The organism is Streptomyces tibetensis (genome assembly GCF_040647715.1).
GTDB lineage: Bacteria > Actinomycetota > Actinomycetes > Streptomycetales > Streptomycetaceae > Streptomyces > Streptomyces tibetensis_A.
This window is the reverse complement of the sequence record NZ_JBEZCR010000014.1, coordinates 81,456-94,826: the sequence shown is the minus strand read 5'-3', so window position 1 is coordinate 94,826 and position 13,371 is coordinate 81,456. Positions and strand designations below refer to the sequence as shown.

The 13,371-nt window shown below is 70.9% G+C and carries 12 protein-coding genes and 1 pseudogene; 4 read left to right on the top strand and 9 right to left on the bottom strand.

Features of this window, described 5'->3' with window-relative positions; all coding sequences use genetic code 11:
* The first annotated feature begins 75 nt into the window (after window positions 1–75).
* On the top strand, window positions 76–1,644 hold the full coding sequence (locus AB0B29_RS31615; RefSeq protein WP_362245116.1) for an alpha/beta fold hydrolase: 1,569 nt from the start codon (window positions 76–78) through the stop codon (window positions 1,642–1,644).
* Window positions 1,645–1,866: 222 nt separating this feature from the next.
* Here the strand turns inward: AB0B29_RS31615 and AB0B29_RS31610 are convergent, their stop codons facing one another.
* The gene (locus tag AB0B29_RS31610; RefSeq protein ID WP_362245114.1) at window positions 1,867–2,610 is read right to left on the bottom strand and encodes an amino acid ABC transporter ATP-binding protein; all 744 of its coding nucleotides are present in this window, start codon (window positions 2,608–2,610) and stop codon (window positions 1,867–1,869) included.
* A gap of 140 nt (window positions 2,611–2,750) precedes the next feature.
* On the bottom strand, window positions 2,751–3,158 hold the full coding sequence (locus AB0B29_RS31605) for a DUF6278 family protein (protein WP_362245112.1): 408 nt from the start codon (window positions 3,156–3,158) through the stop codon (window positions 2,751–2,753).
* A 221-nt stretch (window positions 3,159–3,379) separates the two neighbouring features.
* Between AB0B29_RS31605 and AB0B29_RS31600 the strand changes: the two genes are divergently transcribed.
* Window positions 3,380–5,170, top strand: a complete 1,791-nt coding sequence (locus AB0B29_RS31600) for an SGNH/GDSL hydrolase family protein (protein ID WP_362245110.1) — start codon at window positions 3,380–3,382, stop codon at window positions 5,168–5,170.
* On the opposite strand, the gene AB0B29_RS31595 is transcribed toward AB0B29_RS31600, so the two are convergent.
* The 3 genes from AB0B29_RS31595 to pcaDC are packed head-to-tail and all read right to left on the bottom strand — an operon-like array spanning window position 5,167 to window position 7,967.
* Window positions 5,167–5,946 carry an exodeoxyribonuclease III gene (locus AB0B29_RS31595; protein WP_362245108.1) on the bottom strand — a complete coding sequence of 260 codons (780 nt, stop codon included), beginning with the start codon at window positions 5,944–5,946 and terminating at the stop codon, window positions 5,167–5,169. The genes AB0B29_RS31600 and AB0B29_RS31595 overlap by 4 nt on opposite strands.
* Before the next feature lie 45 nt (window positions 5,947–5,991).
* Window positions 5,992–6,627, bottom strand: a complete 636-nt coding sequence (locus AB0B29_RS31590; protein ID WP_362245106.1) for an MBL fold metallo-hydrolase — start codon at window positions 6,625–6,627, stop codon at window positions 5,992–5,994.
* Window positions 6,628–6,659: 32 nt separating this feature from the next.
* Window positions 6,660–7,967, bottom strand: a complete 1,308-nt coding sequence (gene pcaDC, locus AB0B29_RS31585) for a bifunctional 3-oxoadipate enol-lactonase/4-carboxymuconolactone decarboxylase PcaDC (protein ID WP_362245104.1) — start codon at window positions 7,965–7,967, stop codon at window positions 6,660–6,662.
* Window positions 7,968–8,235: 268 nt separating this feature from the next.
* Here pcaDC and AB0B29_RS31580 point away from each other — a divergent pair, with 268 nt between their 5' ends.
* Together AB0B29_RS31580 and AB0B29_RS31575 are read left to right on the top strand one after the other, a co-directional pair.
* Window positions 8,236–8,817 carry a DUF5994 family protein gene (locus AB0B29_RS31580; RefSeq protein WP_362245102.1) on the top strand — a complete coding sequence of 194 codons (582 nt, stop codon included), beginning with the start codon at window positions 8,236–8,238 and terminating at the stop codon, window positions 8,815–8,817.
* Window positions 8,818–9,073: 256 nt separating this feature from the next.
* On the top strand, window positions 9,074–10,342 hold the full coding sequence (locus AB0B29_RS31575) for an ATP-binding protein (protein ID WP_362245100.1): 1,269 nt from the start codon (window positions 9,074–9,076) through the stop codon (window positions 10,340–10,342).
* Window positions 10,343–10,647: 305 nt separating this feature from the next.
* Here AB0B29_RS31575 and AB0B29_RS31570 read toward each other — a convergent pair whose 3' ends face one another.
* From AB0B29_RS31570 to AB0B29_RS31555, 4 genes and pseudogenes are all read right to left on the bottom strand, one after another.
* On the bottom strand, window positions 10,648–10,959 hold the full coding sequence (locus AB0B29_RS31570) for a hypothetical protein (protein WP_362245098.1): 312 nt from the start codon (window positions 10,957–10,959) through the stop codon (window positions 10,648–10,650).
* Window positions 10,950–11,492, bottom strand: coding sequence for a DUF5994 family protein (locus AB0B29_RS31565; RefSeq protein ID WP_362245097.1), 543 nt, complete (start codon window positions 11,490–11,492; stop codon window positions 10,950–10,952). Before AB0B29_RS31565 ends, AB0B29_RS31570 begins: the two co-directional genes overlap by 10 nt.
* Window positions 11,493–11,685: 193 nt before the next feature.
* Window positions 11,686–12,663, bottom strand: a complete 978-nt coding sequence (locus AB0B29_RS31560; RefSeq protein ID WP_362245095.1) for a magnesium transporter CorA family protein — start codon at window positions 12,661–12,663, stop codon at window positions 11,686–11,688.
* Window positions 12,664–12,836: 173 nt separating this feature from the next.
* Window positions 12,837–13,326, bottom strand: a pseudogene (locus tag AB0B29_RS31555) (GNAT family N-acetyltransferase).
* Window positions 13,327–13,371 lie beyond the last annotated feature (45 nt).

The following is a 13,371-nucleotide window of genomic DNA, read 5'->3' as shown; positions in this document are numbered from 1 at the left end:
CCGACGGGTTACCTCTGGTAAGAGGCCGCGGTTACCGTTCGGTCACTTTGCACTGACACGAGTGAGGAGTGACCCGTGGGACACCACCGCAAGGCTCTGCGCACCACCACTGTGGGTACCGTCTCGGCGGCCCTGGTCGCCGGCACCGTCCTCGGGTTCGCCCCCACCGCGCAGGCGGCCCCGAACCCGGTCCGCTTCGTCGACATCGCCGGCGACGGCGGCACCGTCCTCAAGGCCAACGTCGTCACCCCGGCCGGAGCCCGCGGCACCGACCGCTACCCGCTGCTCGTCATGCCCACGAGCTGGGGTCTGCCCCAGGTCGAGTACCTGGCCCAGGCACAGAAGCTCGCCGATTCCGGGTACGTCGTCGTCACCTACAACGTGCGCGGCTTCTGGCAGTCGGGCGGCGAGATAGAAGTGGCGGGCCCTCCCGACGTCGCCGACGCGTCGAAGGTCATCGACTGGGCGCTCGCCCACACCCCCGCGGACGCCGGGCACATCGGCATGGCGGGCGTCTCCTACGGCGCGGGCATCAGCCTGCTCACCGCCGCGCACGACAAGCGGGTCAGGGCGGTCGCCTCACTCAGCGGCTGGGCCGACCTGATCGGCTCCATCTACTCCGGGCGCACCCAGCACCTCCAGGCCGCGGCCCTGCTGGACGGGGCGAGCGTGGTGACGGGCCGCCAGAGCGCGGAACTGCGGCAGACGTTCGACGACTTCTACGGCTCCAACCTGGCGAAGGAGCCGGAGCTCGTCGCCTGGGGGAAGAAACGTTCCGCTGCGACCTACGTCGACCGGATCAACGACAACGGCGCGGCGATCATGCTCGCCAACGCCTGGGGCGACAGCGTCTTCCCGCCCAACCAGTACGCCGACTTCTACGAGAAGCTGACCGGCCCGAAGCGGCTGGAGATGCGGCCCGGCGACCACGCCACCGCCGAGCTGACCGGCCTGTTCGGACTGCCCAACGACGTGTGGAAGGACACCGGGCGCTGGTTCGACCACTACCTCAGGGGCGAGGACAACGGCATCGACCGTGAGCAGCCCGTCCAGCTCAAGTCCCGTTCCACGGGCGGCTACGAGGGCTACCCGGACTGGAAGTCGGCCGGCGCGGCGGACCGGAAGATCGCCCTCGGAGGCTCGCAGACGATCCGCGCGAACGTGAACTCCGGGGCGGACGGCGGTGTCGTCTTCCTGTCCAGCATCCTCGACCAGGTGGCCCAGCTGCCGCCGATGGCCTCGATCCCGCTGCTCCCCCGCCGCTGGGCCGCCGTGTGGCAGTCGGAGAAGTCGGCCACGGCCCAGCAGGTGCGCGGAACGACGACGTTGCACACGACGCTCACCCCGACCAAGGAGAGCGGCACCCTCGTCGCCTACTTGTACGACGTGGGGCCGCTCGGCCTCGGCAAGCTGGTCACCCACGCGCCGTACACCTTCCACGGGCGCACCCCCGGAAAGCCGTTCGGCGTCGACCTGGAGCTGTACTCCACGGCCTACGACGTCCCGGCCGGGCATCGCCTCGCCCTGGTCGTCGACACGGTCGACCCGCTCTACATCGAGCACAACCCGTCCGGCGCGCAGCTGACCTTCTCCTCGCCGGCGAACGACCCGTCGTACGTGTCGGTTCCGCTGCGCGAGCAGTGATCTCCGGCTGCCGCCGGACGGGCCTGGCCGATGTGAACCGCCTGCCCCCGTGGCCTTCGGGCCGTGGGGGCCGCACCCGGTGGGAATGCCCCGTGGACCGGGCGGGCGGTCTGCTCCCCCTGGCGGGATCGGCGGCCTTCGGCGAAGTCCCCCTCTCCGACAGGGATGAAGGGCACATCGTAGTCGAGGTCCGATCCGATGAGCCGTCCGGTGCCTGCCCGTTCAGTGCTTGAGGATCTTGGAGAGGAAGTCCTTGGCGCGGTCGCTGCTCGGGTTGGTGAAGAACTCGTCCGGTGTGCGGTCCTCGACGATCCTGCCGTCGGACATGAAGACCACGCGGTTGGCGGCCGAGCGGGCGAAGCCCATCTCGTGTGTGACGACGATCATGGTCATGCCTTCGCGGGCGAGCTGTTTCATGACCTCCAGCACCTCGTTGATCATCTCCGGGTCGAGGGCCGAGGTGGGCTCGTCGAAGAGCATCGCCTTGGGCTCCATGGCCAGGGCGCGGGCGATGGCCACGCGCTGCTGCTGACCGCCGGAGAGCTGCGCCGGGTACTTGTCCGCCTGGTTGGCGACGCCGACCCGGTCGAGGAGCTCCCGGGAGCGCTTGTCGGCGTCCTCCTTGCGGCGCCCGCGAACCTTGATCTGCCCCAGGGAGACGTTCTGCAGCACGGTCTTGTGGGCGAAGAGGTTGAACGACTGGAAGACCATGCCGACATCGGCGCGCAGCCGGGCCAGGGGCTTGCCCTCCTCCGGCAACGGCTGCCCGTCGAGGACGATCTGCCCGGACTCGATGGTCTCCAGCCGGTTGATCGCCCGGCACAGGGTCGACTTGCCCGACCCCGAGGGGCCGATGACCACGACCACCTCCCCCCGGCCGACAGTGAGGTTGATGTCCTGCAGGACATGCAGCTCCCCGAAGTGCTTGTTGACGTCACGCAGCTCGATCAGCGGTTCGACGGCCATACCCAGCCCTACTCACTCTCAGCTGTGTGGTGGTTGCCGCAACGTATCCAGGCAAGATCGAACGTGGCGGGCGACACGCACTTTTCGATCATTAGCCGTATTTACGTCGGACTTTGGGCCAAAGCTTCTGGCCAGGTGCCTCATGACTCGGCGACTTCCGCGTACAGCTGCGACAGCTCGGGCACCCCGTACGCGGCCCACTCGTGGCCCGATGCGACCACGTCGAACTCGCGGCCGGAGTCCAGTCGTACGACGGGCTGGCCGTCGGGACGGATCTCCCAGGCTGCGCCCGGCACCGTGCGCACGATGACACTGCCCAGGTAGAGACCGGCGTCGTTGCCCAGCCAGGTCAGGGTTTCCTCGTCGTCCCGCCAGCGCGGCAGGAGCTGGTCCAGCGCCTCCAGCGAGGCCGCGGTGTCGTCCAGCCGGACCCCCGCCCGGGACGCCTGGGAGCGCAGCAGCTCACACTCGGCGAGGAGTTCCGCGATGCCCGCCGGATCGGGGAACCCGACCTTCTGGCGCCGGTGGCCCAGGAAAGGGATGTTCATACTCCCAGCGTGTCATTCGTACCGCCGTACGCACCACAGGGCGCGCGGGCCCGCCGATCCCGGTCGAGTTCAGGCCGAGTTCACGCGACGCGCGTTGACGGGTCACTCCCGTCTCCCTAACTTCACCGTGCGCCGTGCGTCTCGGCTGTCGTTGTCTCTTCGGTTCCGTCCCTGCGTTCGGGGTTGTCGCGTCGTGTGTCGCTGAGTGGGAGGAGTCGGCCGTGCGCCGATGTGTCCGGGGGATCCTGGTCGTCCTGGCCCTGTGCGGTTCGCTGGTCCCGGCGGTGTCCGCCCGGGCCGTCGCGGTGGGACGGGCCGCGCCGTTTCATGCCGGGGAGGCACTCGGCACGCCGCTGGAGCGGCTGTTCGACAACGTGGCCGTCAGCGACGACAGCCGGCCCGCGGAGGCCGACTTCGACGGGTCCGGGGCCTCCCTGTCGGCGCGGGACCTGACCGCCGCGGGCTGGACGCCCGGCCGCGCCCTCACGGTGCAGGGCGCCCGGCTGTCCTGGCCGCAGCGGCAGCCGGGCGAGCCGGACAACGTGCGCGCCGCCGGGCAGGACGTCCGGGTCACGGGGTGGGGTGACGCCCTCGCCTTCCTGGTGGCGGGCACCGGAGGCACGGAGGTGGGCGGCCCGGGGACGGTCGGGTACGCGGACGGCTCCCGCTCCCGCTACCGGCTGACCGCCCCGGACTGGCGCACCGGTCCGCTCGCGAGCAAGGCGGTAGCCCTGCCGCACATCAACACGCCGGGCGGCCAACTCACCGAGCAGGCCCGCCTGTACGTCGTGACGGTGCCGCTGGTGCCGGGGCGTGCGGTGGCCTCGGTCCGGCTTCCGCGCGCGGCCGGGCTGCACGTCTTCGCGGTGTCGGTGCGGTCCGCCACGCGGGGCTGGACGGGCAGCTGGACGACGGCCACGGGCGGGTACGCCGCGGTGGGGCCGTGGTCGGACCGGACGCTGCGGCTGGTCGTGCACACATCGGCCGGCGGTCCCCGGGTGCGGGTGCGGTTCGACAACACCTTCGCGTCGGCACCGGTACGGATCGGGAGCGCCACGGTCGCGGTGCGCGACTCGGGCGCCGCCCCCCGGGGCGCTCCGGCGGCGCTGGCCTTCGGCGGTGCGGCGGGCGTCTCGATCCCGGCCGGGGGCCAGGCCTACAGCGATCCACTCGGGTTCCCCGTCCCGGCGGACGCCGATCTGCTGGTGAGCTTCCACCTGCCCGGCACGGTGGCCGCGGCGCCCGTGCACGGGCTCGCGCAGCAGCGCTCCTACGTCAGCGAGCCGGGCGATCACACGGCGGACGGCTCCGCCGGGGCGTACACCTCGGTGATCACCCGCTGGCCGCTGCTCGCCGGGGTCGACGTGAGCGGCGGGCCCGGGTCCGTGGTGCTGCTCGGCGACTCGATCACCGACGGCGACAAGTCCACGCCGGACGCCAACCGGCGCTGGCCGAACGTCCTGGCCGCCCGGCTCCTGCAGCAGAGCGCCGTCCCGCGCTACGGCGTGCTGAACCTGGGCGTCTCGGGCAACCGCGTGGTCACCGACCGGTACCCCGGCGACGGGGTGTCCACGGACACGGCCGGGGTGAGCGCCCTGCACCGCTTCGACCGGGACGTCCTGGCGCAGCCGTCGGCGCGGACGGCCGTCGTCTTCGAGGGCGTCAACGACCTGCGGTGGGGAACGTCGGCGGAGCAGCTGATCACGGGGCTGCGCGAGCTCGCGGCGCGGGGGCACGCCCGGGGGCTGAGGATGCTCGCGGCGACGATCCTGCCCTGCGAGGGCGAGGCGCGGTGCACCCCCGCCGTCGACGCCGAGCGGGCCGTGGTGAACGAGTGGATCCGCTCCGGCGGGGTCTTCGACGGGGTGCTCGACTTCGACGCGGTGGTCCGTGATCCACAGCGGCCGGCCCGGATGCTCCCCGACCATGACAGCGGGGACCATCTGCATCCGGGCGACGCGGGGCTGGCTGCCCTTGCGGACTCCGTCGAGCTGGAGCTGCTGCGGCCCTAGACGTCCAGGTCCACGACCACGGGCGCGTGGTCGGAGGCGCCCTTGCCCTTGCGCTCCTCACGGTCCACATACGCGTCGCTGACGGCCTTGGCGAAGGGCGCGTTGCCGTACACCAGGTCGATGCGCATGCCGCGGTTCTTGGGGAAGCAGAGCTGGCGGTAGTCCCAGTACGTGAACGGCTGCTCGTACTTCAGGGGCCGCGGAACCACGTCCGACAGGCCGGCCTCGCGCAGGGAGGCCAGGGCGGCACGCTCGGCGGCGGTGACGTGGGTGGAGCCCTCGAAGAAGGCGGGGTCGAAGACGTCGTCGTCCGTCGGCGCCACGTTGTAGTCGCCCATCACCGCGAAGGGGCGGCTGCCCGCGGCGTCACCGGCGACGGCGGCCTTGAGCGCCTCGAACCACTGGAGCTTGTAGGCGTAGTGGGGGTGGTCCACCTCACGGCCGTTCGGCACGTAGACCGACCAGACGCGGAGCGGGCCGCAGGTCGCCGAGAGGGCGCGGGGTTCCACCGAGCCGTCGAAGCCGGGGTCGCCGGGCAGGCCCTTGACGACGTCCTCGATACCGACGCGGGAGAGCACCGCCACGCCGTTCCACCGGCCGGTCGCGTGGACCGCCGACTCGTAGCCCAGCTCGCGCAGTTGCTCCGCGGGGAACTGCTCCTCGGCGACCTTGGCCTCCTGGAGGCACAGCACGTCCGTGCCGCTGCTCTCCAGCCAGGCCAGGAGCCTCGGCAGGCGGGCGGTGATCGAGTTCACGTTCCAGGTCGCGATGCGCATGCCCCACAACCTACCCGGCGGGTCTGACAACGCCGCCGGGCCCCGTCAGACCTCGGCGGACTCCCCGGGCGTCAGCCGCAGGTGGTCCGAGCCGCCGAGCTGCCCGATCTGCCGGTCGTAGACGGGCCGGGCCAGGTCGGTGAGGTAGGCGTCGTGGATGTCGTAGGCGCGCTGCGGCTTCAGCTCGCGCACGTAGTCGATGACCTCGGAGATCTTGTTCCAGGGGGCCATGACGGGGAGCATCAGCGTCTCCACCGGGTGGTCCGGGACGGTGAGGGCGTCGCCGGGGTGGAAGACCTTGCCGCCGTCGACGAGGTAGCCGACGTTGGTGATGCGGGGGATGTCCGGGTGGATCACCGCGTGGAGTTCGCCGTGGACCTGGACGTCGAAACCGGCGGCGGTGAAGGCGTCGCCGTGGCCGACGGTGTGCACGCGGCCCGGGAAGGCGGACGAGATCCTCTCCGCGACCGCCTTCAGGGTCCAGATCTCGGCGGCCGGGTTGTGCTCCATCGCGGCCCGCAGCCGGGACTCGTCGAAGTGGTCGGGGTGCTCGTGGGTGACGAGGATCGCGTCCGCGCCGAGTGCGGCGTCCTCCTCGCTGAACCCACCGGGATCGAGGACGAGGGTCCGGCCGTCCTTCTCCAGCCGGACGCAGGCGTGCGACTTCTTCGTGAGCTTCATGAGTCCATCCTGCCTCCGCCCCTCCCCCGGGCTCACTCCTGGGGCGTGGTCTCCTCGCGAATCACCTGCTGGGCCACCTTGAACGCGCTGTTCGCGGCCGGGACACCGCAGTAGACGGCCGCCTGGAGCAGCACTTCCTTGATCTCGCCCGGGGTGAGGCCGTTGCGCAGGGCGGCTCTGGTGTGGAAGGCCAGCTCGTCCAGATGACCGCCCGCGACCAGGGCGGTGAGGGTGACGCAGCTGCGGGTGCGCCGGTCGAGGCCGGGGCGGTGCCAGATCTCGCCCCAGGCGTAGCGGGTGACGAGCTCCTGGAAGTCGCCGGAGAAGTCGTCGGCCTGGGCGAGCGCCCGGTCGACGTGGGCGTCGCCCAGAACCTCGCGGCGGACCTTGATCCCGGCGTCGTAGGGGTCGGGCCGCCCCTGGACCTGCGGCGCTACGGCGACCGGGGCGATCTCGGCGACGGGTCCCGTCTGCGGGGGCTGCGGCGGGGCGGGAGACAGGACCGGCTTGAGGGCGGCCTGGGGCAGGGCGGTCTGGCCGGTGGAGGTCTCGTACGCGGGCTGCCAGGCGGTGGAGAAGTGCCGCACCAGCAGGTCGGTGACGGCCGCGGGCTGCTCCACCGGGACCAGGTGGGAGGCGCCCGGGACGACGGCGAGGCGGGCGTCCGGGATGCCGGCGACCAGCGTGCGGGCCTCGGCGGGGCCGGTGACCTGGTCGTCCGATCCGACCAGGACCAGGGTCGGGACGCCGACGCGTCCGAGTTCGGGGCGGACGTCGAACGAGGCGAGCGCCTCGCAGGAGGCGATGTAGCAGCCGGGGTCGGTGGTGCGCACCATCTGCACGGCCCATTCGGTGATCGCGGGCTGTGCGGCGGCGAACCCGCCGGTGAACCAGCGCTCCGGGGCGGTACGGGCGATCGGGTCGAGGCCGTTGGTGCGGACGATCACGCCACGCTGCCGGAACTCGTCGGCCGTGCCGAAGCGGGGCGAGGCGGCGATCAGGGCGAGCGAGGCGAGCCGCTCGGGGTGGCGCAGGGCCAGTTCGATGCCGACAGCGCCGCCGAGCGCGCAGCCCGCGTAGCCGAAGCGCTGCACGCCGAGCCCTTCGAGGGTGGCCAGCAGCCGCGTGGTGATGTCACCCACGGAGCCCGCCGGGTACGCGGGAGCTCCGCCGTGGCCGGGCAGGTCGAACCGGAAGACGCGCCACTGCTTGGTCAGCTCGGGGATCTGGCGGTCCCACATGTGCCAGGTGGTACCCAGTGAGGGGCCCAGGATCAGGACCGGGGCCTCTTCTGGCCCGTCAAAGCGGTATTGCAGGGTGTTCGACGGTGTCTCACTCACGCCCCAGACCCTCTCACGTCTCACAGACGCCCCTGTAACGCGGGGCGAGTGGCAACCGGTCTGAGCGACTTGAATTCCTCGCGGGCGGCATATCGCCTTCGACAGCCGCTTCACCGACGCGGCATCGCCCCCGCAACCGCCCCGGCGTGTACGGAGTACGGTTGACAGCACCGAGGGCATTTCGCACACCGGCTTCCACGCCGGGTCGTTCTCGGCGAACGATGAAACCCGGGTCCCCACGAGGGCGGCTCGGAGACGGGTCCGCATCATGTCGGCGACCTTGCACGACCCCCTGCCACGCCCCGAGCCCGCCGCAGCCCCGGCCGCGCGTCTCGCGCTGAAGACCGACGGTGCCTCGCACGGCCTCCTGGACGGCGCCTGGTGGCCCCGCTCCCGGGACCTGCCGAGCGAGCTGCCCGCACTGACCGATGTGCTGGACCCCCTGTGGGGCCGCATCACCCGCATCGCCGTCAACCCAAAGTACTGGCCGGTCATCCCGCACCGGATCGCCGTGGGCGGCCACGTCGTCAAGGTCGGCTGGTTCACCCCCGAAATCGACCCGCACAAGCTGCTGCTGCTCTCCTACGGAACCGGCCGCTGGGACCTGCTGGTCGTCCCACCCGAGACCGGGGCGGAGTCCGCGGCCCATCTGATGGCCGCCGCGTCCGACTACGAGGGTCCCCCGCTGACCGCAAGCGCTCTCATCGCCGCGGACGAGACCCGGCGTGCCGTCTCCGCTGCCGGCCGGCCGCTCGAACCGGACGAGGCAGGAAGGTACGTGAGCGGCCCCTCCTCTGCGGCCGTTCCGGCACGGACCGGTCGCGTCAGTCGCCTGATCATCGGCATGTGACAGCCGCCGTGAACACTTCCTGACGACCGGCGTCCTCCTGGTCCTCATCGCAGTGGCGGCATTCGTGATCCACCGGCTCGACAGCGGGCACGCGCAGCACGACCCGCCTACGGTCCGCGCCATCACCGCGCACCCGCGGTGATGGTGCGGGCGAGCGATCCGTGCCACCAGAGCGGACCCGCGGCCGACGCCGGTCGCGCGCGTCCTCCGGGTGTCAGCTGATGATGGGAGTACGGCCGAACACGCGGAGCTGATCATGACGGGTTGGCGGGTGAGGGACTACACCCAGGACGATCTCGAAGCGCTGATCCGCGTCGACGTGGAGAGCGGCACGACCGAGGTGCCGCCGCTCTTCCCGCTCTCGGACGCCGTGACGGCTCTCCAGGCCCGCCATCCGGCTGTGGTGGCCACGGCCGACGACGTGCTGATCGGCGCCGCGGTGAGCAGGGTGGAGGGCGAACGGGCATGGATCCTGCGCATCTGCATGGCGCCCGGCTGGCGGCGGCGCGGGCTGGGCAGTGCCTTGGTCACCGCCCTTGAGCAACGGCTCTTCGCCTCCGGCGTCCGAGCGGTGCACGCCGTCCTGCCCGAGGGTGAGACCGGTGCCACCGCCCTGCGCAACTGCGACTTCGGCGCCCGCCCCGGGCTGGTCTTCTTCGAAAAGCGCGGGCCGGTGACTGCGCAGTCGGCCGACACGCTGTCCTCGCTCGGAGCGGAGCTGCCGCCAGGTGGACTGTGGCAGAAGGTCGCAGGCATGCAACGGGAGAAACAGCTCATCGAGCGGCGCCTGGTCCTGCCGCTGGCCCATCCCGAACTGGCCGCCCAGCACGGAGTGGAACTGCCACGGGCGGTGATGCTGTTCGGCCCGCCCGGGACGGGCAAGAGCACGTTCGCGCACGCAATCGCCAGCCGCCTGGGATGGCCCTTCCTCGAACTGTTCCCCGCCCGTCTGGCCGCCGAGTACGGCCTGGCCACCGGGCTGAACCGGCGCTTCGACGAGATCGCCCGGCTCGAGCACGTCCTCGTCTTCATCGACGAGGTCGAGGAGATCGCCGGCGAACGCGGCGGCGCGGACGCGACCGCAGTCGGTGTCGTCAACGAACTGCTCAAAGCGATCGTCCGGTTCCGTAGCCAGGACGGACGGCTGCTCGTCTGCGCCACGAACAACGTCAGCATGCTCGACTCCGCGTTCCTGCGCCACGGCCGCTTCGACTACGTACTCCCGATCGGCCCTCCCGACCACACCGCCAGGACCGCACTGTGGGAGAGCTACCTGGCCCGAGCGGGGGCGCAGGCCGACAGTGCGGTGCTCGCGTCCGCCAGCGAGGGGTTCACCCCCGCTGACATCGCCCATGCGGCGCGAACCGTCTCCCAGGCCCAGTTCGAGCTCACGTTCGACACCGGAACCCGGACCACCCCCACCACCGACGACTACCTGGACACGATCCGCGACACCAGGCCCACGGTCAGAGCCACCATGGCTCAGGCATTCGCCCAGCAGACCGAGAAGTTCGCCCGCATCTAGGTCCATGCCGACGGGGAGCCGATCCGCGTCGTCTCCAACCGCAGCAGGGCCGTCCCCGGTCTCACCGACCGGTGAACGGCGTCCGGCAGTGGCCGGGGGAGGTGGTCGGGGGTGCCTGAGTCGGCCATGATGTCCGCCCGTCCGCACAGGGCAACGGCTCCGGCGTAGACCCGCCGGAGCCGCCCTTCCGGGTCATTGCACGTGAGCGTGCGCCGACCCGCTTTCCACGTTACGCCAAAGGGAGCAATCCGACAGGAACCATCCTTGCGAAGGTTCACTTCGGTCCGAGGAGCCGACGCGGCGACTCAGCCACGCTCCTCCTCTTCCGCCTCCCTCTGCCGGATCCCCTGGCGCGTCAGCGTCACACGCCTTCCTCTGCCGCCCGCGGTCGGGCCGAAGTGGCTGTCATAGGCGGCCGCCGTCGCGGTGGGGTCCGTCGGAACGCTCGCGTCCGCCGGCGACCGACGGTGCCTCCGGGACCGACGCCCGATCCCCGGCAGAGCATCGCTGTAGTGGAAGGCAGCGATCCGTTCGTCGTGCTGGCGGTTGAGCTGGTGGATCAGAACGACTCCGACGGCGATCAGGACGAGGAGTACGGTCACGGCGATCACAAGCACGGGATCTCACCTCCGCCGGGCGAAGGTCTCGTCGAGCCGATGGGCCGGGGCAGGGACGACGGTCGGCCCGCTCCCCCGTCGGTCTCCCAAGCTTCTTCTCTTCGGGCGTCGATCCATTGTGCTGCTTGCTCCCGCGCCGGGACATCGACGCCGCCGCCGGCCATCAGCCGCGCACCGGCAGCCGCACCGGTTTCCGGCGGAATCACCAGCACGTCCCGCCGTCCGTCAGCGGAGAAGAGAGTGAGTCTGTGCGGATCCTGCTCCTCGGTGGACCAACCCACCTGCACGGTGCGCCCGGCGTCGGACACCCAGTGCGGCAGGACGGGCCAGTGGGCCGGGTGCACGGTGACACCCGTGATACGGCCCCAGAGATCGCCCAGTGCGGCCGTCAAGGACGGCAGCTCACGGGTGAGGGCACGGGATCGGGGCCACCACATGCCGTCCAGCCCGCCCGGCGCGGGCGTCAGGGACAGCCGGGCCGCCAGGGGCGGCGTGCGCCTTCTCGATGTCGTACGGTCAATGGTCACGGCCATGGCGCGGACCTGTCCCCGGGCTCGTGGGTGCGGCCCGGCGCTGTCGATCACCGGGAACGGCACCCGCAGCGGAGCCGGTGCGCGAAGAACTCCCGGTGTCTTCACACTACTCCGCTCACCGGCCCGAGAAGCCTGGGGCGACCAGGCGGTTTCCTGCCTTCGGGACCGGCCTGGTCGCCGGTGCCGATGCCGGTCAGAGCCAGTCCTTGCGTTTGAACGTCAGATACAGCAGGGCGGACAGGAGCACGATGACGGCGGCGGAGGTGACGAATCCGGACTCGCGGCCGAAACCGGGATAGGGGAGGTTCTGCCCGTAGTAGCCGGTGATCGCGGTGGGTACGGCGATGATCGCGGCCCAGCTCGTCACCTTCTTCATGATCAGGTTCATGCTGTTGGCCTGGACCGAGAGGTTCGTCTCCATGACCGAGGCCACCAGGTCCCGCAGCGATTCCGTCCACTCGGTGGCACGCAGCACATGGTCGTAGACGTCCTGGTAGTACGGGACGAGAGGGTCGGTGATCAGGTGCAGGCCGGGGCGCATGAGAGTGTTGACCACCTCGCGCATCGGGAGCACGACGCGGCGGAGCTGGACGAGCGACTTACGCAGTGCGAAAACCCGGCGCTGCACGGCTTCGATCTCACGGCGCCCGGCCACGAAGAGCAGACCCTCCAGTTCCTCGATGCTGTCGTCCAGTTGCCGGACCGCGGCGAAGTGTCCGTCCACGAGATGGTCGAGCAGGCCGTGCAACAGGAATCCGACGCCGTGGCCGGCCAGGTCCGGGCTCTCGTCCCAGCGGGCGACGACGCCCTCGATGTCGAAACCGTCGTCCTCGCGGACGGTGATCATCGCCTGGCTGGTGAGGAATACGGCGATCTCGCTGTACGTCAGTTCCGCACCGTCCGGGCTCACGGTCACGGCGTAGGTGCTGAGGAACTCGTGGGTCCGATAGCGATCGACCTTCGGCCGCTGCCCACGCTGAGCGGCATCCTCCAGGGCAAGTTCGTGGATGCCGAACTCCTGGCCGAGCATGGTGAATGCAGCGGCTCCGGGCCGGTACAGGTCCAGCCACAGGACCGACGCCGGATCAGCGAGATGCGCAGGGACGTCGCTGACGGGGAAGTCCTCCAGGACCAGAGTGCCGTCGTGATACAGCCGGGTACGCGTCACCATGACCCGAGGCTAGTGTCTTACACCCCTGTCATGCCGCTTCGCCCCGATTGCCAGCGCGGCAGGTTCATCGACAGCGCCCACCCTGAGTGGGGGGCCTGGGGCGGCCTCACGACGAGCGTCGGTGCCGGTCGTCACCCTGGTTGAGGCGACGCGAGGTCCGGCGCCACACCGCGTCATGCCGGAGGAATGCGAAACTCGAATTCGGGACGGTCCCACGGCACGGCGGGTGGGCACGCGAGCGCGGTCCCGGTCCGCACGGCGCCGACGCGATGGTAGAAGTCCTCGGCGGGAAGATGCGACACGACCTTGACACGGTCGAGCCCGGCGGCACGGGCCTCGGACCGCATGTGCGCAACGAGCAGTCCTCCGATACCCCGTCCCTGCACATCGTCGGCGACGAACAGCAGATCGAGCTCCGGTGGAGCGAGGACGAGCGAGTAGAACCCGAGGACCCGGCCTCCTGACTCATCACCGTCGACGGCTGAACGGGGCCCGGTGGGCCTCGATGTAATCGGGACCGACCCGGTAGCCCTCGACTGCGGCTGCGTACTCACCCCTGTAGGCACCCGAGCCGCGCACGAGCCGCGTGAGCCGTTTGGCGTCCCGCGCGACCGCCCTCCGTATCGTGATCGGCCGGCCGATCGGGGAAGTGCGTGAACTCATCGGGAAAGTCGGGAAAGTATGTCGCACCGATGTCCCCTCAGGATT

Coding starts and splice junctions, on each gene's coding strand:
- AB0B29_RS31565 (WP_362245097.1), bottom strand. CDS start 11,492: ATGGCCGTGACCATTGACCGTACGACATCGAGAAGGCGCACGCCGCCC.
- AB0B29_RS31610 (WP_362245114.1), bottom strand. CDS start 2,610: ATGGCCGTCGAACCGCTGATCGAGCTGCGTGACGTCAACAAGCACTTC.
- AB0B29_RS31605 (WP_362245112.1), bottom strand. CDS start 3,158: ATGAACATCCCTTTCCTGGGCCACCGGCGCCAGAAGGTCGGGTTCCCC.
- AB0B29_RS31590 (WP_362245106.1), bottom strand. CDS start 6,627: ATGAAGCTCACGAAGAAGTCGCACGCCTGCGTCCGGCTGGAGAAGGAC.
- AB0B29_RS31575 (WP_362245100.1), top strand. CDS start 9,074: ATGACGGGTTGGCGGGTGAGGGACTACACCCAGGACGATCTCGAAGCG.
- AB0B29_RS31560 (WP_362245095.1), bottom strand. CDS start 12,663: ATGGTGACGCGTACCCGGCTGTATCACGACGGCACTCTGGTCCTGGAG.
- AB0B29_RS31595 (WP_362245108.1), bottom strand. CDS start 5,946: ATGCGCATCGCGACCTGGAACGTGAACTCGATCACCGCCCGCCTGCCG.
- AB0B29_RS31580 (WP_362245102.1), top strand. CDS start 8,236: ATGTCGGCGACCTTGCACGACCCCCTGCCACGCCCCGAGCCCGCCGCA.